The following is a 17,808-nucleotide window of genomic DNA, read 5'->3' as shown; positions in this document are numbered from 1 at the left end:
TCTTTACGTTTATATATTATTCTAGCTAAATCAAGCTTGAACTTTGGCTTATAATTGTCAAAATTATTAATTTTATATAGTTATTGTATAGCTGAGAAGCTTTATATATTTTTATAGCTTATGAGTACTTTAGTTGAAGAACTTAATTGTTAATATAAAAAAAGTTTTCTCTCCACGAGGGAGAGAAGGTGCAAATTATGCACCTGGAATAGTTTGTCTGTGCTCGATTGAGTAAGTAAACGTAGGAGTTATTAAACCAGTGATGTATTTAACAAACTTACCTGTTTTTGCTTCATAGATACCGATGCGACCAGCATTCCACTCAGAAATCATAGTCCAGTAACCGTGGTTAGCAGGCTCAGCGTGAAGAATTCTAGGAACGATAGCGTTACCTTTGTCATCTTTTACAGTCGGAACATCCCACTTGTATAGCACTTTGTGAGTTACAGGATCTATTACTGTACCTTCCTTTGTACCAACAGTGATAATTCTGTCAACTTCAAGAGTCTGCTTGTTGATCAAGTGAACTTGATTCCAAACATCGCTTGAACCAAGAACGTTGTCAGCCCATAGGAACGGAGTGTGCTCAGATGTACCGATAAATAGTCCACCGCCGCCGATTGGAATCTGACGAATAACATCAAAGCTGCTATCCCAGATAGTTACTTGACCTAAGTTCATGTTAACAGTAGCACCAAGTTGCTCTCCTAAACCTTCATTAAACCAAGAAGAACCTTGACCTGGGTGTGGCTTAGATGCAGGACCTGTGTAGATTTTTGTTACTAATGATTTAGTTTTAAAGTCTACAACACCGACAACGTCACTTCCTTGAGAAGCAATAAATAGGTAACGACCAATCTGTTTACCTTCATTTAAGAAACCATCATGAAGAATATCACCAATGTTTGGAATATCTCCAACGATTGGGAAATTTGGCTTAGAGTAATCTACGATATAAACGTGACCACCGTCTTTTAGTGCAAATGCAAAGTAAGGACCGTACGGAGTGTCAAAGATACCGGCTACACGAGATGAATCGATATCACCGTTTGGCTTGATAACACTTGATGTAGGATAAACTTTTAACGGCTCAAGAGTCATAGCATCCATAAGTACAGCACCGCCTGGAACATAGTTGCCGGCCATTAGGTATTTACCATCTGGAGATACTGCAAGACCACGAGAGTCAGAACCAACTTGACACTCAGCAATTTTTTGCTGACCCGGAGTGTTAAGGTCGAACATTGTTACTAGACCTGAACGAGAGATTGAGTAAGCATAACGAGGCTGACGCTTGTTTGTAACTGTTACGTGAACAGCAAAACCTGCAGGGTGCTTAGATAGGATCTTACCGCTTGTACCATCAACGAATGCAACACGCTCAGCATCACGCTCAGTTACGAAACAGATGTCTGTGTTTTTCTTAACATCAACTGCGTTTGGATACTCAGTAAAGAATTTCATTCTGTCGTTTAACGGCTTCCATCCCTCTTTTACTGTCTCAAGAGTAAGCTGCTTGATTACTCTTCCCTTAAAGTGCTGAATATAATCAACCATCTTATCAGCATCGTCTTTAGTAAATTTATCTTTAAATTGAGGCATAGCTGTACCAGCTTTACCGTTTAAAATAACTTCTGCGAGCTCATAAGCGTTTTTCTTAGCAGTAACCGCAGGACGTAAATCAGAACCAACACCACCCTCTAGGTTAGGACCGTGACAGCCTTGACACTCTTTTTCAAAAACCAACTCTACATCCATCTTGCTAGACGCTTGGACAACCATACCCGAACCTACTACTGCCATTGCAGCAACTGACATAACTAATTTATCTAATCTCATTTTATTTCTCCTTCTAAAATAGACGAATATGCGGGCCCGAAGGCCCTGCACGACTAATTGTTAAATTAACCCTCTTGCTCTAAACGAGCTTTCTCTTGCTTGTAAATCCAAAACATTGGAAGTACGATAACAGTATGTAAAAAAATTGTTAGAGTCAAGGGACCTTGGTTTAACCAACCAAAGAAACTTGGAACTACATCTACAAATGGTTCAAACATAACTTTCTCCTTAACGTTTGTGATGAGTAGCTTTGCCGATACTCAATAAGTCTGCGATTAGAACAAAGAAACCTAAGAATGTAACAACACCCATAATAAGTCTCCAATCCATACCTTGCGTAAACCATATACTTGCTTGACCTGCAAAGTAACCTTCCCAAGTAGCACCCCATTGTGCACGAGAGACAAGAACTTGAACATATCCAGAAAGTGTAAGAGCGGCAGTCATACCAAGAACGCCTCCGAAAATCATACTAGTTGCCCAGATTGATTTCTTTGTTGCATTCATTATTTTTATACCGTTTTTACCTTGAACTGCAAGGTAGAACATACCGATAAGAAGTGTTGCATAAGCTCCAAAGAACGCTAAGTGTCCGTGTGCCGACGTAAACTGTGTACCGTGTGTATAAAGGTTAACTTGTGGAAATGTGTGGAAGAATCCCCAAACACCAGCACCTAGGAAGTTACCGATTGCATTAAGAACAAACCAAGTAAACGCAGGTTTATTTGCAATAACAGAAGTTTCCAGACCCTTTGCACTCTCTTCACCTTGCATTTTTCCCCAGTCATAAAGAACGTGGATAAACATAGCAACAAGCGGCAACGGTTCTAGTGCAGAGAATAGTGCTCCAATTTCCCACCAGTACTCAGGTGTACCGATCCAGAAGTAGTGGTGACCCATACCAAGGATACCTGAACCAAATAGCATTGCTACTTCAATCCATAACCACATCTCAACAACTTTACGGTGCGCACCAATCATAGTGATTAGACCATAAGCAGCAAGCGAACCTACGAAAACTTCCCAAGTAGCTTCAACCCAAAGGTGAATAACCCACCACCACCAGAATTGATCAACAGAGATGTTATCAGTATAACCCATACCTGCTAAGTAGATACCGGCGAACGCTAGCATGTCAGCCATAAGTACAGTAACGATACCTGAACGGTTACCTTTCATTCCTGTTGCATAAAGGTTATAGATAAAACCAAGAACAACAACAACGATAGCGATGTCAGCCCAACGAGGTGCTTCGATATACTCACGACCTTCATGTATTAGCCAAAGAGATGTCTCATCTGCTGGTCCAACTTGAACTATTAGGTAAACAAGAACAACAACAACGATAGAGGCAGCAAAAGCCCAGAAAAGCACTTTCCCTAAGCCAATACCTACAGTCTCGATACCTGTCTCATCCGGTAGTAACCAATAAACTGAACCGATCATCGCAAATACCATCCATACAATAAGCGCATTGATGTGTATCATTCTAGCAACAGAGAAGTCCACGATTTCAAACAGGAACCCCGGCATTACATATTGTGTAGCAGCAACTAAACCAAAAAGTAGTTGTGCACCAAAAATAATTGCAGCAAAAGTAAAATACCATGTCGCTAATTGTTTTGATTCATATTTTAAATGACTATTTACCATGTACTGCTCCTTCTATTTTTCCAAAGTTTCTTGGGAAACCATTTGTATCTATTGATGACATATGTTTTAAGAAAGCAACTAAACCCTTAGCCTCTTCAGGAGTAATACCAAGGTTTGGCATCATACGCGCATGAGTAGGATATTGAGATGGGAATTGTAAAAATTCCGCCATTGCTTCTTCTTTTGTATTTTTGCCTGTCATAGCTTGCATTGGACCATTAGGACCCCATGCTGGATCTAACCAAGCCTTTGTTAAGTCTGGAGCATAGTATGCACCGTTTCCAAGAAGAGTATGACAGTTCATACAGTTTTTAGTTTGTGAGCCTAATTTACCTAGGTGAAGCAGCCCCGCAGCCTCTTCTTCGCTCCAGTCATCTCTTCCAAAGAATGTCTCTTTTTCTTGAAAAGATGATCTTCCTTCTGCATTTGCACCACCAATTACTGGAATTTCATGGCCACGTTTTGTGTCCATTTCATAAGTAATTTTATAATTAATAACAGTAGGTCCTGGAACCCTCTTTGTTACGCCTTGTTGTAAATCCTCATCTGAGCCTAACATTATTTGCGGTATCGTATCAAACGTTAACCAAATAAGAAGCATCGATGCGAAACCTGTAACCCATCCTGCTGAACGTTGCCAGAAGCGATTGTCACTCCATACGGATTTTTTTGCCACTATACCCTCCTATAAATTATGGGTCAATATATATAAGTTAGTGTTCATTCTCTTCGTGAACACGGTCTTGCATGTAATAAACTGCATGTGGAAGTATTAATATTCCAAGAGCAGCAACAACTAAAGCCTTGGCTGTAAAATCATTCACATGCATATAACTTCCCATGAGATACAAACAGTAAGCCGTTAATATCCAAAATAGGTAGCTAAAAGGCATAGCCCAGTTTTTGAGCAGTTTGACTTTTACAGCTGTATATATACCAACATAGAATCCTCCAAATACTAAAACAAGAGTAGAAGCTATAAATAGTGGTAAGAATTCATCAACACCTATGTCCTGTGTCATCAAGATTTCACCAATCATTTTATCTCTCCTTCAAGTACTAAATTTTTCAGAATCAAGAGAAGTTTAGTCCTAATTAGTTTAAAATCTGTTGACATATATCAATTTTTCTATTAAATCTAAAATTTAAGGTTGATTTTATTATTTTTGTAACAATCTGAAACACAGTGCTCTTTTTATTACTTTTTCTAATGTATATGTTTTGATTGTCTTAGTAAAACTCTATAGGAAGTGGAGTAGAGATGAGAGAGTCATCGCAAATATAAGAGTTGTAGCGATTGAGACAATGCGCTTTTCTTTCTCTTGCAGATTATACTTTTTTTGTAAATACTCACCGAGCTTTATCCCGGGAAATACAGAAAACATTATCATAGGAACAGACATGACAAAAATAAATACAATATCCGGAAGCATAATATAGTAACTCTTTTCTATTTAATTTTTAAGATTGTCATTATATCATTGATTAATTAATTTTTTTTAAATATAATTAAACTTACACAAAATTCACCATTAAAGTCTAAAGGAAAAAAGATGAAAAAAATGTTCTCAATAGTTGCTGCATCTGTTGCAACTCTTATGTTATCTGTGGGGTGCAGCGGCGGTTTAGAGATGGGTACAAAGGGTCCTGAATCGATTTCTGAAACAGCAATATATGTAGGTCATCATAGCAATGAAGATGTGCTAAAGGCTATAAGAATTGCGGGTAAAAAAGAGGGATGGCGTGTTACCGAGTATAAAAGCAACGCGGTTATAGTAGAAAAAAATATCGACGACAAAACTGTTTCTTCAACAGTTGTGTATCAAAATCAGCAGATTGCGGGAGATAATAAAAATGCTCCAATGGATCAGTTGTTAAAACTTAGACACGCAATTGTAGACGAGTTGAAAAAAGAGGGATTGAGTCACTAAGACCTACTAAATACTACTATTCACGGGCATCTTAGTCGTGCCCGTGGGAATCTTTAAAAATACCCATATCTTCTCCTGTACAATACCAAAAAATCCACTCTTCACTTAAATCTATTATCTCAATGTCAGCCAAATAACTATATCATGCTAAAAAATAAAAGCATAAAGAGATAATAATGGATTTTTTTAAATATATTCATGCTGTGGGAACAGGTGAAAAAGGAAATAGAGATTTAACTTTGCAAGAGGCAAAAGATATGATGGAGCAGGTTTTAAAAAGATCTGCTTATGATGAACAGATTGCTGCTTTTTTGCTTGGGTGGAGACTCAAACCTGAAACTACAGATGAGTTTAGGGGCGTTGTTGAGGCATGTGACGAGTTTATTCAAAAACGAGCAGTGCCAAACTCCATAGAGCTTGGTTATCCATTTGACGGGAAGGCAAACAACCCATTTATATTTCCTTTAGTCGCAAAGATTTTAGAGGGTTCAGGGCTAAATCTTGTTGTAGTAGGCGATGATTTGGCACCTGCAAAAAAAGGAATAACGCTCAAAGAGATAGCTACAAATATAGAACTAAACAAGAACATACACTATTTTGATAGAGCTGATTTTTTTAAAGAGATGCATGATTTAACTCAGATGCGTATGAGACTCGGACTTCGCACGGGGCTAAATACCATAGAGAAGCTTCCAAATGTCGCATCTAGCGAGTATGCAATTACGGGTGTTTTTCATAAACCGTTTGTTAAAAAATATGTCGATACTTTTGAGCATAGATATAAAAGACTCGCACTTATTCAGGGTAATGAAGGGACTCCGGAGCTCTTTAGCAAAGGGCGCCTTTGGATTGCAGAGGATGGCAGCGTAGAGGAGATTATAGTAGATCCTGAATATTACGGCATAAACTATACAAAATCTTGGGAGAAGATAACTCTTAGCGAGTCTTTAGAGCAACTGAGCAACCCTTCAGACGAGTTTTTAAAGTTGGCACGACTTAATGCGGCTGTTGTTCTCTTTGTGGCGCAAAAGGCTTCCACTATTAAAGAGGCTTATGAAATGCTCAATGGATAAATTCTCCAACCATGTAAAAAATATTTTACATGGATTCTTTTTGGCAATCGGAACTACAATTGCCGAACCTTCCACGATTTTGCCGCTTATCGTAAACTACTTCGGCGGCAGCTCCATGCTTGTGGGGTTTTTCGCGGCTCTTCTTCGCGGAGGGGCAATTGTAGTACAGCTGTTTGCAGCCTTTCATGCGCAGACATATAAGTTGATGATGCCATACCTTCGCAGAATCTTTTTTATAAGATTTTTGTCATGGTTTCTCATCGGTATTGCAATTATCCTCTTTGGCGAAAACTATCCAAACCTAACGCTTGCTTCCATCGGTTTTGGACTCTTTATGTTCTCATTTAGCGCAGGTTTTGCAGCAATATACTTTAGAGAGATAATGGCTAAGATTTTTTCTCATAAATTTCGCGGCAAAACGATGGCATATCGCCAGTTTTTCAGCGCCGTAGGCGGACTTATAAGCGGTGCACTTGCTGCTTGGATTTTGGAATCGTTTGAACCGCCTCAGAGTTACGGCTATCTATTTATAATAAGTTCTTTTATTATGGGTTTTGGGTATCTGGCATTTGCATCGGTAGATGAGCCTGTAAAAGAGGAGGTCTCCAAAAAAGAGAGCACATTTAGAAAATTTTTGCAAAACTCCTACGCAATTTTAAGGGCGGACAAAAACTTGCAAATCCAAGTCACTACTTTTCTTTTGGCTTATGGATACTTAATTGCTTTGCCATTTATCATACTTGATGCGCAGCAAAAGATAGATCTTGACGGTATTGCGATAGGCTCTTTGATTACAACCCAGATGGTGGGCGCCATGCTGAGCAATTTTTTGTGGGGAACTCTTAGCGGACGCGGACACAATACACTGACCGCAAAAATCTCTATAATGCTTCAGATGGCAGCAATAGTTTTAGCAGCCAATGCATCATCGCTCTATGAGTATATGTTTATTTTCTTTTTAGTCGGCGCTTCCATTGACGGCAACCGAATAGCGTCTAGTAACCTTATACTAAAAATAGCACCGGCGGAAAAAAGACCGGTTTATATAGCTCTTCAGATGAATATTGTCTCTTTGGGAATGTTTTTCTCAATTGCAGGCGGAGTGATTTTGCACTTTTTTAATTATGCAACTCTATATAGCAGCTCTTTTGTTGTGCTCTTTTTTGCTCTATATCTATCTTTTAAGATTAAGACATTAGAGCATGACTCTTTTTAAACGCAGAGAGATTTAGATTCCGAAAAAGTTTTTCAGAAATTCTCTCTCTTTTTGGTTTTCAATAAAGATTCTTGCAACTGTCTGGTTGTTTTCGCCTAGTATAAGAACTTCATTGTTCTCTATACTCAGATGCTCTTTTCCCCATGCTTTATCTAGCTCATCTACTCTATGAAAAAATTCTTTAGAACTTGGACTCTCTTTCTCTCCGTTACGTTTATCGATAATAGTTAATCCGCCTACCTTTTTCTCCACCGTGTAAGGGCTGTAAACCTTTATGGCTTGATATATACGCTCCTCTTTTGCATCAGGCAACGCTCTTTTCATTGAGACTATTCCCAAGATTAAAAAGGCTGTGAAAAACCCAAATATTAACGCTTTTTTCATACTCATTTTTTGCTCCATGTTTGTATATAATCTTCTGCTTTTTTATCAAGCATATTCATTCTCTCTCTGCCTTTTGGCAAACTCTCTCTTAGACTTCTCATCTCTTTTAAAAAAATAGCTATGTCTGATGGAATCAGCTTTAAAAGATATTTTTTCAGATGTTTTGCAATAGCCGGAGATGCTCCGGATGTAGATATGGCGATAGTTAAATCATCCTTTTTTATATATGATGGAAAAATAAAATCACAATAATCTACTGAATCAACAGAGTTGCAAAGGCAGTTGTAGTCCCTTGACTCTTTAAATATTTCTGCCTGAAGTGGGATATCATCAATTGCAACGACAACAATTGCAAAATCTTTAATATCTCCTCTTTTGTAACCTCTTTTTAGAAAATGAAGATTTCTCTCTTCTACCATCTTCTGCATCTCATCAGAGAGCTCAAGTGCTATTACAGAGATATCGGATGTAAAATCTAAAAGATGCTTTAACTTCTCAAAAGCGATAACACCGCCACCGACTATTAGAATTTTTCTATTTTCAAGTTTTAAGAAGGCCGGAAAATAACTCAATCTATCTCTTTTCGTCTCTGTTTGAGTGACATAGTATCATACTTTTTTTAAAACTCTTATTGATGGATATCAACTTAGATTAATTGAAATTAGATTACAATCGACATAAATAAAAATAATGAATGGAACAGTAATATATATGAAAGATGAAATTTTATCGCGCATTCAAAAGAAATTTCCTTTGCTTGAGAGACCGTTTAAGGCTATAGCTGATGAGTTAAATATGAGTGAAGATGAGGTTCTTAGCATTTTGCAAGAGCAGAAAAAAAGCAATATTATACGTCAAACGTCAGCAATATTTGACACAAAAAGATTGGGCTATATCTCCTCTTTGGTAGCATTTAAAATTCCTGCGCAGAAGATAAGCGATGCGGTAAAGATTATAAACTCTCATCCCGGAATATCACACAATTATGAGAGAAATCACGATTTTAACATCTGGTTTACGCTCGCAGTTGCTCCAAATTCTAAGCTTGGACTTGAAAAAACGCTGGAGGTTCTGGCAGAAGCTACTGGAGCAGAGGAGTATATTATGCTTCCTACACTGAAGCTCTTTAAGATCAACGTAAAGCTAAACACTACGGGTAAAGATGAGAAAAAAGAGGAAGTAAAAAAAGTCAAGCATACTGAAATAGAGCTTACTCCCCTTCATCATGCAGTAATAAGAAGCGCTCAATATGACATAGAGATGATAAGCGAACCGTTTAAGAAGGCAGTAGATGAGCTTGGTATCGATTACGACACTTTTTTTGGGATCTTAAATGAGCTTCAAGAAGCGGGAGTTATGAGAAGATTTGCTTCAATTCTCAACCATAGAAAAGCAGGCTTTAGCGCTAATGCTATGGTAGTTTGGGATATTGATGAAGAAAAAGGAGAAGCCATAGGAGAGAAAGCTGCTGCATTTAGCGCAGTTTCTCACTGCTATCTTCGCCCAAAATATGCAAACTGGCCATATAACCTCTTTACGATGGTTCACGGAAAGAGCACGGATGAGACAAATGCTATTATCGCTGATATGGCTTTAGAGATAGAATCAAAGAGTTACATGCCGCTTTACAGCTCAAGAGAGTTTAAGAAGGTAAGAATAGAGTACTTCACTCCCGAGTTTGCAGCTTGGGAAGAACAGTATGGAAATTAAGGAATAAAAATGGAACTTTTTTTAGAATTGGAAGCGGTATATATAGTAATAGGAATTTTTATTCTTAGCGTTGCAGCATTTGTAACAACAAGAGATTTTATGCCAAAGGGCGCGTTTAAAAAAGGGATGCTCTCTGTTGGAGCTTTTGTCTTGATTATGATAACTCTGCACTACAATGCGACAACATCAAGGATGCAAAACGTTGAAGAGATGTTTAATGCCGGCGAAGAGATAATTTGTGAAAACAAGATGAAAAGAACCGTTGCAAGATCTGTAATTTTGTCTAAAGCACTGGGCTGGAGAGTAGAAGATCATCTATTTAAAAATAGTGATTACGAGAGAGATTTCCACACTTCAAGATGTATTGAGTGGACAGACAGTGATCTTAAGATGGAAGAAGAAGCAAAACAAAAGAAAGAGATTGAGTAGATGCTGGAAATATTTAAACGATACTCCTTAGCAATATTTTTCCTGCTGCTCATTAGCGGGTTAATGGTGCTTGCGACCATAGGCGTTAAGCATTTTAGCGATGGAATGGTTAAAGATGCCGGAATCGTAGTTAAACCAAGAGAGGAGCGTTTAGTAAAATGAGTCTAACTATTATATTGGCAATTGCCATAGCTTTAAGCCTTGCTTTCCACTTCGTTGGAGTTTATGTGGGCGCCAAAAAAACTGTTTGGGCTATGCTTGTTTTTGTATGGGCGATTGTTGTAGGCACGGCGATGAATGAGATTAAACCTGCCGGATACGAAGACATTGAGAAGATGAGGGGTCAGTTTAGAGACACCGATAAACTCATAGAAGAGGCGATGCCTGAAGTTTCGCTCTATGAGATGATAACGATCAAAAAAAGTTACCATACAAACAAACCCAAGAGATGAACCAAAAAAAGAGTGTCGGAATCATCGGATGCGGCTGGCTTGGAAAGCCGCTCTCTAGTGAGCTTTCAAAAGAGTTACATGTAGAGTGTTTCTCAAGGGAGTCGACTACAGATGACGCTTCTTTTTGGCAAAATGATATAATAATAATCGCAATAAACACAAAAGACAACTACTTAAAGACGCTTCAAAAAATAGCCGCACTGACAAAACTAACATGTGAAATAATCTTAATGAGTTCGACATCGGTTTATAGAGAGTTTGACTCAGACGTTGATGAGAGCGCATCTATTACAAAAGCATCTCTTATAAAAGATGCCGAAGATTTGGTTATTGGTTTAAAAGAGAGAGTCTTGATTTTAAGACTCGGTGGACTTATGGGAGATGACAGGGTTGCCGGAAGATGGAAAAGCGCAACCGATTTTAGCGACGGTTTTGTCAACTATATCCACAGAGACGATGTAGTAAATATTGTAAAGATGATGATAAAGAGCGGAGTAAATCAGGGCATATACAACCTTGTCGCACCAGAGCATCCGACAAGAAAAGAGATTCATCAAAAGAACAGCCAAAAATTTGGTTCCGAGATTGGAAATTTTCAAGGGTTTTCAAATAGGAGAGTTTTGGCGGATAAGTTGATTAAAGAGTTTAACTATACATTTTTATATCCCAATCCGTTGGAGTTTTGGGATTAATGACTTCTTGCTAAAGCGGCAAAATCAATCTGAGGGTTTTCCTGTTTCTCGTCCTGTGCTTTTTTATACTCTTCATAGCTGCCAGTGCTAAACGTATACTCGCTGCTTTTTAGTATGCACCCTTTCATTCCGGGGGCGCACTCTTTTTTAATAAGCTTGCAGTAGCCTTTGTAGTCATGTTGACATGTCCAACCCATCAGAAACCCTCCTTTTAATAAAATAATAACGAATTATGATACAATTTTTTAAATAAAGAGGAAAAAATGGATTATAAAAAGTTAGATAAAACAAGTGTGATAGAGCATATTTCAAAGATAAAAAAAATTATGGCATATTTCGGTGCTGATGATTTGACCGCACAGGAAATTGGTGACGGCAATCTCAACTATGTATATAAAATAAGCTCTGTGCAAAATCCCCAAAAAGCTCTTATAGCAAAACAGGCAGTTCCATATCTTAGATGCGTGGGTGAAGAGTTTCCTCTGGGGCGGGAGAGAATGACATACGAGATAAGAGCCTTGCAGAAATTTTACAATATCCTTCCAAGTTTTATACCCAATATTTACCATACCAGCGAAGATATGAGCCTTGTGGTTATGGAGTATCTGGGCAGTCATGTTATTATGAGAAAAGGGCTTATGGAGGGGGTAAAGTATGAAAAATTTAGCGAACATGTATCGACATATATGTCGGCAATGCTTTTTTATACATCATCTCTGCATCTTAGCAGCAGTGAAAAAAGAGCTATAATCGCTCAGTTTAACTCCAATATAGAGCTTTGTAAACTAACGGAGGATTTAGTTTTTAGTTTTGCTTTTATGGAGCATGAAACAAATGATAATGAAAATGTAAAAAATAATCCAGAGGCGCAAAAACTTTTTAAAGATATGAAGTTTAAAGAGAGAGTTTTAGAGTTAAAATATAAGTTCATGACGCAGAGTGATGCTCTTTTACATGGAGATCTGCATACAGGCTCTATCATGATAAACGAGAGCCAGACCTATGTAATAGACCCCGAGTTTGCATTTGTAGGACCATTTGGTTTTGATGTAGGCGCTCTTTTGGCAAACTTGGTAAACAACTATATCTACCATGTCGTTATTACAAAAGATGAAGATTTTCAAGAGTGGCTTTTGGTAACCATAAAAGAGGTTTTAGAGAAATTTAGCGAGAAATTTTTGGATTTTTGGGCAGAGGATAGAGAGTCCGCTCTCTTGGTAGAGGGATATTTGGATAATGAAACACTTTTAAGATATAAAGAAAATTTTGTAAAAAATATTATAAAAGAGAGCATCGGATATGCCGGAGTTAAAATGGCAAGAAGAGTTTACGGTGTCGCGGGAGTTGCAGAAATAAGAGGAATTGAAGATAAAAATCTCAGAGCCGAGGCTGAAAAAATTGCTCTAAAAATTGCAAGAGAGTTTGTAATAAATTATGACAAGATAGATAGTGTAGATGAGATATTGGAGATAGTGAAAAATGCAGGGTAAGTATAAGGCTTTATGGTTAAGCGATGATATGTTTGATGAGTGTCTGGAGGTAATAGACCAGAGGCAGCTGCCTTTTGTTTACGACACAAGACATCTAACAAACACCGAAGAGGTTGTGAATGCTATAAAAAACATGACTGTTCGCGGTGCGGGGGTTATCGGAAGCGTTGCCGCATTTGGGATATATATAGCCGCTATCGAGGTTGATGGAGATTATGAAGCGCTTCAAGAGAAAGCTGCACTGATAAGAGAGTCCCGTCCTACTGCGGTAAATCTTATGTGGGCGGTTGATAGGATGATGGAGCTTTTAAAAGATTCGGATGATTTGGTAGATGATGCAAGAAGATTTGCCATAGAGCTAAATGACCAAGAGGCGTTAGAGAGCCAAAAGATAGCAGAAATCGGTTGTGACATAATAGAAGATATTTTAAAAAAGAGCGGCAAAACAGAGATAAATATACTAACGCACTGCAATGCAGGATGGCTCGCGGTAATAGACGAAGGAACTGCTTTAGCACCGATTTATGAGGCAAAGCGAAGAGGCATAGATGTGCATGTGTGGGTTGATGAGACGCGTCCGCGAAATCAGGGAGCCTCACTTACCGCGTGGGAACTTACCCAAGGCGGCATAAAGCACACGATAATAGCAGACAACACGGGCGGACATCTTATGCAGCACGGCATGGTAGATATGGTAATTGTCGGGGCGGACAGGGTAAGTGCCAACGGTGACGTGGCAAACAAGATAGGAACTTACCTAAAAGCACTTGCGGCGCATGATAACAGTGTTCCTTTTTATGTTGCAATCCCCACTTCAACATTTGATTTCGAGATAAGAGACGGAGTAAAAGAGATACCCATAGAGGAGAGAAGCCCTGATGAGGTTAGGTTTATAAAAGGGGTAGACGGTGAAGGAGTCGTTCGTGAAGTACGCATAACTCCCGAAGATTCGCCTGCATTAAATTACGGCTTTGACGTTACGCCCGCAAGACTAATTACTGGACTTATAACAAACAGAGGTGTTTGCGAGGCAGATTTCGATAAAATTCAAGAAAAATTTAGAGGATAATATTTTGACAACTTTATGGGATAATGAAGAAGCAAGAAACTACAAAACAGATCTGGATTTGAGGGTTTACACCTCAAGACTGCTTGGGCGTGATGCCTCTTTGGTTCTCCACGGCGGCGGAAACACATCTGTAAAATCAATTGCAACAAACCTTTTTGGAGAGATTGAAGAGATTCTTTATGTCAAAGGGAGCGGCTGGGATTTGGCAACTATTGAAGCTGAGGGTTTTGCTCCTGTTAAGATGGAGATGCTTCTTAAAATGGCGGAGTTAAAAGAGCTTAGCGACACCGATATGGTAAAGTATCAGCGCCTTGCCATGACAAATCCATCTGCTCCAAACCCATCAGTTGAAGCGATACTGCATGCGATTATCCCTTTTAAATTTGTTGACCACACGCATACCGACGCTGTTGTAACCATTACAAATACCCAGGGCGGCGAAGAGAAGATAAAAGAGCTTTACGGTGAGAGAGTGTTGGTTATTCCATACATTATGCCAGGATTTGTTCTTGCAAAGCTTATCTACGATATGACGAGAGATGTTGATTGGAGCAAGTTGGAGGGGATGGTTCTTATGAACCACGGTCTTTTTACATTCAATGATGATGCAAAGAACTCTTACGAGAAGACGATAGAGCTTGTGGAGAGGGCAGAGAGGTATCTTGAGACTAAGGGCGCAAATCTACATGTAGAAAAATCTGATGCCTCTTTGGAGCTTCTAACTTTGGCAAAAATCCGCAAAGAGGTCTCAAGTCTTAAAGGCAGAGCGACTATCTCTATCTTGAACGACAGTGATCTGGCGGTACACTTTTCAAAGCAAAATGTTGAAAAAATCGCTACCGAGGGACCTCTGACTCCTGATCATGTTATAAGAACAAAGAGGGTTCCTGCCATTTTAGGAGATGACTTTAGAGCAGATCTGGCAGATTTTGTAAAAGAGTATAAAAAGTACTTTGAGGCAAATAAAACTACGGAGACTCTTCTAAATCCAGCTCCGAATTTTGCAATATTAAAAGGAGCTGGAACCCTATCTTTCGGCGCAAATGCAAAAGAGGCAAATATCATAAAAGATATAAACGACCACACATTTGAAGCGATACTAAAAGCCGAAAAACTAGGCGGTTACAAAGCTCTGAGCGCACAACATATCTTTGAAGTTGAGTACTGGTCGCTTGAACAGGCAAAGCTAAAAGGGGGTGCAAATGCGCCTGAGTTTAGCGGAAAAGTAGCTCTTGTAACGGGTGCGGCAAGCGGAATAGGACTGGCAATCGCTAAGATGTTAAACAAAAGAGGAGCGGCGGTAGTTGCTCTTGATATTAACCCAGAAGTTGAGAAAATCTTTGCAAAAAGTGATGCAATAGGTGTGAAATGTGATTTAACATGTAGCGAAGATATCCAAAAAGCGATAGAGAGGGCGGTTAAGAGTTTTGGAGGAATCGACATAGTTGTCAGCAATGCGGGAATCTTCACGCCCAGCGAAAATCTTGACATGTTGAGCGATGAGAACTGGCAAAGAAGTATGGATATAAACCTTACTGCGCATCAAAAACTGCTCAAATATACGGCGCCGTTTCTAAAGTTAGGCGTTGATGCTACTGTTATTATGGTCGCTTCTAAAAACTTTCCCGCTCCCGGAAAAGGTGCGGCGGCTTATTCCGTGGCAAAAGCGGGGCAGACACAGCTTGCACGTATTGCCGCACTTGAGCTTGGAGAGTTTGGAGTGCGCGTAAACACGCTTCACCCGCACGCTGTATTTGATACGGCTATCTGGACGGAGGAAGTTTTGGCTAATCGTGCAAAAGCCTATAACATGAGCGTTGAGGAGTACAAAACAAACAATGTGCTTAAAACAGAGATAAAATCAGACGATGTTGCAGAGCTTGTATGTGCGATGGCGGGAAGAGCGTTCGCAAAAACAACCGGCGCTCAAGTCGCGATTGACGGCGGAAGCGATAGAATAATCTAGTTTATTTAGGGAGCATAACCCACTTCCTTAGGTATTTGTTCCCTATTGTCGTATACTCTCGCTTATAAAAAGAATCAATAAAAGGAAAATCATGGCTGCTAACGCGACTATTTACAAAGCTTCGCTAAACATCTCAGATATGGATCGCAACTACTACGCGGAGCATAACTTCACTCTTGCCAAACACCCTTCCGAGACAGAGTTGCGCCTAATGATAAAGCTGGTTGCGCTTATGTTAAACGCAGATGAAGAACTACTATTTACCAAAGGAATTTCACAAGATGATGAGCCGGATTTGTGGCAAAAAGCTCTAAACGGCGATATAAAACTCTGGATAGATTTGGGTCAGCCAGATGAAAAGCGCATTAGAAAAGCGTGCGGTCGCTCCGAGAAAGTTATTATCTACATGTATCAAGAGGGAAGCGCTTTGGCTTGGTGGAAGCAGATGCAAAGCACTCTTGGACGTTTTAAAAATCTCTCTGTTCGTTACCTGAGGATTGATGGCGATATAGAGCTTTTGGCTAAGAGAGCAATGCTTTTGCAGTGCAATATCAGCGACTTTGAACTTACCATTATAGACAATGATAACAGCGTGGTAGTAAGAGAAGATAGATGGAAATAAAAGCGGAGATGATTTGATGGCACTGTTTGGAGCGTTGGAAGTTGTAAAGAATCAGGCGGAGAGAGAGAAATTTGCAACGGCATTTCTCTATCTTGAGAGATTTCTCGATAAAAACAGTGTTGAGCATAAGCGACTTATTGAATGCCCGTTGGGTGGCTGTGAAAAAATAGAGCTGGATGAAGAGAATTTTGCGCTAGAGCAGGCATATAACTCTAAAAATAGAGAGGAGTGTTTTTTTGAATCGCACAGAAAATATATTGACGTGCAGTTCATACTTGGCGGCGAAGAGATTATAGAGGTTTCAAGCACAAATCTTTTAGCAGTGGCTTTGTCTTACAACGAGGAGCTTGACTTTATAAAATATGAGGACAAAAAAGGAGTATCGTCTATCGTTTTAAAAGCGGGTAATGTCGCTATTTTTTATCCACAAGATGCCCATATGCCATGTATAAAAGTCACTGATAGTGTAAAAGTTCTCAAAGCTGTTGTAAAAGTTAGGGTCTAGTAGATAACGTAGAATCGATAATGGTCGTTCTGTGTAAGGAGAAGCCCTTTTCTTTTATATATCAGCTCTACAAGAGAGTGGAATCATAATTATTTTAGATAGAGCATTCTTTTGATGTTGTCGGGCATACTCTCAAGTGTGAAGCTTTTTTGACTCTTGATATAGCTTGGGTATTTAAAATCTTTTGAAGTCATAAGAGCATAGAGCTTTGATAGGCTCTCGTTCTCTATATTTTCATATTTAATATCCATCTCTTTTGCTATACGCATGAAAAAAGTGAGCAAAATTGCTTGAACTTTTTCGCTTACCGAGCTGCCATGTATAACCGACTCAAACTCTTTTTTCATTGTCATGATATTATATTCGCATAGTTCATCAAGCTTTTGAGGGTCTTCTGTACCAAGATACTCTAAAATATCTAAAATCAGATGAAGAAACATCTTGTTAGTTTTGTCGATTATCATGTTGTTTTTTTCTAAATTCTCTCTGTAGGAGAGTATATCTTTTTGTATGTTTTGAAAATAGGGCTCGTTCATATAAATATCCTTTATTGTTATAATAAAAATAACATTTCATGTTGAGATTATAGCACATTTGTTTTTGTGAGTGTTTAATTTTATAAATAGCAGATATTCAAGCAGAGAAGGGGGAGTAAAGAGCTAAACTCTTTACTGTACCGAGAGGATGTTGATGTCGAAATTTAGCTCTTTTCCTGCCAATGGGGATTTAATGAAAAATTTGGGTGCGTAAAAACCTAAGCAAACTACGGTACTATAG

At 38.9% G+C, this 17,808-nt stretch carries 22 protein-coding genes; 13 read left to right on the top strand and 9 right to left on the bottom strand.

What is annotated here, in order from left to right; translation table 11 throughout:
- Positions 1-195 precede the first annotated feature (195 nt).
- The 5 genes from IBX42_RS02795 to IBX42_RS02775 form a co-directional block, all read right to left on the bottom strand.
- On the bottom strand, positions 196-1,839 hold the full coding sequence (locus IBX42_RS02795) for a nitrite reductase (protein ID WP_294928479.1): 1,644 nt from the start codon (positions 1,837-1,839) through the stop codon (positions 196-198).
- A 65-nt stretch (positions 1,840-1,904) separates the two neighbouring features.
- A complete protein-coding gene (locus IBX42_RS02790; RefSeq protein WP_294928476.1) occupies positions 1,905-2,057 on the bottom strand; it encodes a hypothetical protein in 153 nt (50 codons plus the stop codon).
- Between the two features lie 10 nt (positions 2,058-2,067).
- Positions 2,068-3,492 (bottom strand): cbb3-type cytochrome c oxidase subunit I, encoded by a 1,425-nt coding sequence (locus tag IBX42_RS02785; RefSeq protein ID WP_294928473.1) that lies wholly within the window; start codon positions 3,490-3,492, stop codon positions 2,068-2,070.
- Positions 3,482-4,168 carry a cytochrome c gene (locus IBX42_RS02780; RefSeq protein ID WP_294928470.1) on the bottom strand — a complete coding sequence of 229 codons (687 nt, stop codon included), beginning with the start codon at positions 4,166-4,168 and terminating at the stop codon, positions 3,482-3,484. Before IBX42_RS02780 ends, IBX42_RS02785 begins: the two co-directional genes overlap by 11 nt.
- 37 nt (positions 4,169-4,205) lie before the next feature.
- Entirely contained in the window at positions 4,206-4,532 is a 327-nt protein-coding gene (locus IBX42_RS02775) for a hypothetical protein (RefSeq protein ID WP_294928467.1), read from the bottom strand.
- Positions 4,533-5,045: 513 nt separating this feature from the next.
- On the opposite strand from IBX42_RS02775, the gene IBX42_RS02770 reads away from it, so the two are divergent.
- The 3 genes from IBX42_RS02770 to IBX42_RS02760 all read left to right on the top strand — a co-directional run bounded on the left by IBX42_RS02770 (position 5,046) and on the right by IBX42_RS02760 (position 7,712).
- Positions 5,046-5,423 carry a hypothetical protein gene (locus tag IBX42_RS02770; protein WP_294928464.1) on the top strand — a complete coding sequence of 126 codons (378 nt, stop codon included), beginning with the start codon at positions 5,046-5,048 and terminating at the stop codon, positions 5,421-5,423.
- A gap of 176 nt (positions 5,424-5,599) precedes the next feature.
- Positions 5,600-6,496, top strand: a complete 897-nt coding sequence (locus tag IBX42_RS02765) for a glycosyl transferase (RefSeq protein WP_294928461.1) — start codon at positions 5,600-5,602, stop codon at positions 6,494-6,496.
- Positions 6,477-7,712 (top strand): MFS transporter, encoded by a 1,236-nt coding sequence (locus IBX42_RS02760; protein ID WP_294928458.1) that lies wholly within the window; start codon positions 6,477-6,479, stop codon positions 7,710-7,712. The genes IBX42_RS02765 and IBX42_RS02760 overlap by 20 nt, the downstream gene beginning before the upstream one ends.
- Positions 7,713-7,724: 12 nt before the next feature.
- On the opposite strand, the gene IBX42_RS02755 is transcribed toward IBX42_RS02760, so the two are convergent.
- Together IBX42_RS02755 and IBX42_RS02750 are read right to left on the bottom strand one after the other, a co-directional pair.
- A complete protein-coding gene (locus tag IBX42_RS02755; protein ID WP_294928456.1) occupies positions 7,725-8,102 on the bottom strand; it encodes a hypothetical protein in 378 nt (125 codons plus the stop codon).
- Positions 8,099-8,668, bottom strand: a complete 570-nt coding sequence (locus tag IBX42_RS02750; protein ID WP_294928453.1) for a bifunctional precorrin-2 dehydrogenase/sirohydrochlorin ferrochelatase — start codon at positions 8,666-8,668, stop codon at positions 8,099-8,101. Before IBX42_RS02750 ends, IBX42_RS02755 begins: the two co-directional genes overlap by 4 nt.
- A 139-nt stretch (positions 8,669-8,807) precedes the next feature.
- Here IBX42_RS02750 and IBX42_RS02745 point away from each other — a divergent pair, with 139 nt between their 5' ends.
- Genes IBX42_RS02745 through IBX42_RS02725 form a run of 5 tightly spaced genes read left to right on the top strand, consistent with a single transcriptional unit; the run spans position 8,808 to position 11,379 of the window.
- Positions 8,808-9,806 carry an Lrp/AsnC family transcriptional regulator gene (locus IBX42_RS02745; protein ID WP_294928450.1) on the top strand — a complete coding sequence of 333 codons (999 nt, stop codon included), beginning with the start codon at positions 8,808-8,810 and terminating at the stop codon, positions 9,804-9,806.
- A gap of 9 nt (positions 9,807-9,815) precedes the next feature.
- A complete protein-coding gene (locus tag IBX42_RS02740) occupies positions 9,816-10,235 on the top strand; it encodes a hypothetical protein (protein ID WP_294928448.1) in 420 nt (139 codons plus the stop codon).
- Complete coding sequence (locus IBX42_RS02735; protein ID WP_294928445.1) at positions 10,236-10,397, top strand: hypothetical protein; 162 nt, start codon at positions 10,236-10,238, stop codon at positions 10,395-10,397.
- Positions 10,394-10,687 carry a hypothetical protein gene (locus IBX42_RS02730; RefSeq protein WP_294928442.1) on the top strand — a complete coding sequence of 98 codons (294 nt, stop codon included), beginning with the start codon at positions 10,394-10,396 and terminating at the stop codon, positions 10,685-10,687. The genes IBX42_RS02735 and IBX42_RS02730 overlap by 4 nt, the downstream gene beginning before the upstream one ends.
- Positions 10,684-11,379 (top strand): hypothetical protein, encoded by a 696-nt coding sequence (locus tag IBX42_RS02725; RefSeq protein WP_294928439.1) that lies wholly within the window; start codon positions 10,684-10,686, stop codon positions 11,377-11,379. Before IBX42_RS02730 ends, IBX42_RS02725 begins: the two co-directional genes overlap by 4 nt.
- Here IBX42_RS02725 and IBX42_RS02720 read toward each other — a convergent pair.
- Entirely contained in the window at positions 11,376-11,576 is a 201-nt protein-coding gene (locus tag IBX42_RS02720; RefSeq protein ID WP_294928436.1) for a hypothetical protein, read from the bottom strand. The two genes, IBX42_RS02725 and IBX42_RS02720, sit on opposite strands and share 4 nt — an antisense overlap.
- Before the next feature lie 66 nt (positions 11,577-11,642).
- On the opposite strand from IBX42_RS02720, the gene mtnK reads away from it, so the two are divergent.
- From mtnK to IBX42_RS02695, 5 genes are all read left to right on the top strand, one after another.
- Positions 11,643-12,869: an S-methyl-5-thioribose kinase gene (gene mtnK, locus IBX42_RS02715; protein ID WP_294928433.1), complete on the top strand. Its 1,227-nt coding sequence runs from the start codon at positions 11,643-11,645 to the stop codon at positions 12,867-12,869.
- Positions 12,859-13,938 (top strand): S-methyl-5-thioribose-1-phosphate isomerase, encoded by a 1,080-nt coding sequence (mtnA, locus tag IBX42_RS02710; protein WP_294928430.1) that lies wholly within the window; start codon positions 12,859-12,861, stop codon positions 13,936-13,938. The genes mtnK and mtnA overlap by 11 nt, the downstream gene beginning before the upstream one ends.
- A gap of 4 nt (positions 13,939-13,942) precedes the next feature.
- Positions 13,943-15,904 carry a bifunctional aldolase/short-chain dehydrogenase gene (locus IBX42_RS02705; protein WP_294928428.1) on the top strand — a complete coding sequence of 654 codons (1,962 nt, stop codon included), beginning with the start codon at positions 13,943-13,945 and terminating at the stop codon, positions 15,902-15,904.
- 91 nt (positions 15,905-15,995) lie between these two features.
- Complete coding sequence (locus tag IBX42_RS02700) at positions 15,996-16,526, top strand: YaeQ family protein (RefSeq protein ID WP_294928425.1); 531 nt, start codon at positions 15,996-15,998, stop codon at positions 16,524-16,526.
- Positions 16,527-16,542: 16 nt separating this feature from the next.
- On the top strand, positions 16,543-17,031 hold the full coding sequence (locus IBX42_RS02695) for a YhcH/YjgK/YiaL family protein (RefSeq protein WP_294928421.1): 489 nt from the start codon (positions 16,543-16,545) through the stop codon (positions 17,029-17,031).
- Positions 17,032-17,120: 89 nt separating this feature from the next.
- On the opposite strand, the gene IBX42_RS02690 is transcribed toward IBX42_RS02695, so the two are convergent.
- Positions 17,121-17,567: a hypothetical protein gene (locus IBX42_RS02690; RefSeq protein ID WP_294928419.1), complete on the bottom strand. Its 447-nt coding sequence runs from the start codon at positions 17,565-17,567 to the stop codon at positions 17,121-17,123.
- Between the last annotated feature and the right edge of the window lie 241 nt (positions 17,568-17,808).

It is taken from the genome of Sulfurimonas sp. (assembly GCF_014859695.1).
Taxonomy (GTDB): domain Bacteria; phylum Campylobacterota; class Campylobacteria; order Campylobacterales; family Sulfurimonadaceae; genus Sulfurimonas.
Note: the sequence above shows the minus strand (reverse complement) of the source record. Positions and strands in the feature narration are given on the sequence as shown.

Bases quoted from the DNA above. Each gene is read 5' to 3' on its own strand.
- IBX42_RS02795 (WP_294928479.1), bottom strand. From the start codon at position 1,839: ATGAGATTAGATAAATTAGTTATGTCAGTTGCTGCAATGGCAGTAGTA.
- IBX42_RS02790 (WP_294928476.1), bottom strand. From the start codon at position 2,057: ATGTTTGAACCATTTGTAGATGTAGTTCCAAGTTTCTTTGGTTGGTTA.
- IBX42_RS02785 (WP_294928473.1), bottom strand. From the start codon at position 3,492: ATGGTAAATAGTCATTTAAAATATGAATCAAAACAATTAGCGACATGG.
- IBX42_RS02775 (WP_294928467.1), bottom strand. From the start codon at position 4,532: ATGATTGGTGAAATCTTGATGACACAGGACATAGGTGTTGATGAATTC.
- IBX42_RS02770 (WP_294928464.1), top strand. From the start codon at position 5,046: ATGAAAAAAATGTTCTCAATAGTTGCTGCATCTGTTGCAACTCTTATG.
- IBX42_RS02765 (WP_294928461.1), top strand. From the start codon at position 5,600: ATGGATTTTTTTAAATATATTCATGCTGTGGGAACAGGTGAAAAAGGA.
- IBX42_RS02760 (WP_294928458.1), top strand. From the start codon at position 6,477: ATGAAATGCTCAATGGATAAATTCTCCAACCATGTAAAAAATATTTTA.
- IBX42_RS02755 (WP_294928456.1), bottom strand. From the start codon at position 8,102: ATGAGTATGAAAAAAGCGTTAATATTTGGGTTTTTCACAGCCTTTTTA.
- IBX42_RS02745 (WP_294928450.1), top strand. From the start codon at position 8,808: ATGAAAGATGAAATTTTATCGCGCATTCAAAAGAAATTTCCTTTGCTT.
- IBX42_RS02740 (WP_294928448.1), top strand. From the start codon at position 9,816: ATGGAACTTTTTTTAGAATTGGAAGCGGTATATATAGTAATAGGAATT.
- IBX42_RS02735 (WP_294928445.1), top strand. From the start codon at position 10,236: ATGCTGGAAATATTTAAACGATACTCCTTAGCAATATTTTTCCTGCTG.
- IBX42_RS02730 (WP_294928442.1), top strand. From the start codon at position 10,394: ATGAGTCTAACTATTATATTGGCAATTGCCATAGCTTTAAGCCTTGCT.
- IBX42_RS02725 (WP_294928439.1), top strand. From the start codon at position 10,684: ATGAACCAAAAAAAGAGTGTCGGAATCATCGGATGCGGCTGGCTTGGA.
- IBX42_RS02720 (WP_294928436.1), bottom strand. From the start codon at position 11,576: ATGGGTTGGACATGTCAACATGACTACAAAGGCTACTGCAAGCTTATT.
- mtnK (WP_294928433.1), top strand. From the start codon at position 11,643: ATGGATTATAAAAAGTTAGATAAAACAAGTGTGATAGAGCATATTTCA.
- mtnA (WP_294928430.1), top strand. From the start codon at position 12,859: ATGCAGGGTAAGTATAAGGCTTTATGGTTAAGCGATGATATGTTTGAT.
- IBX42_RS02700 (WP_294928425.1), top strand. From the start codon at position 15,996: ATGGCTGCTAACGCGACTATTTACAAAGCTTCGCTAAACATCTCAGAT.
- IBX42_RS02695 (WP_294928421.1), top strand. From the start codon at position 16,543: ATGGCACTGTTTGGAGCGTTGGAAGTTGTAAAGAATCAGGCGGAGAGA.
- IBX42_RS02690 (WP_294928419.1), bottom strand. From the start codon at position 17,567: ATGAACGAGCCCTATTTTCAAAACATACAAAAAGATATACTCTCCTAC.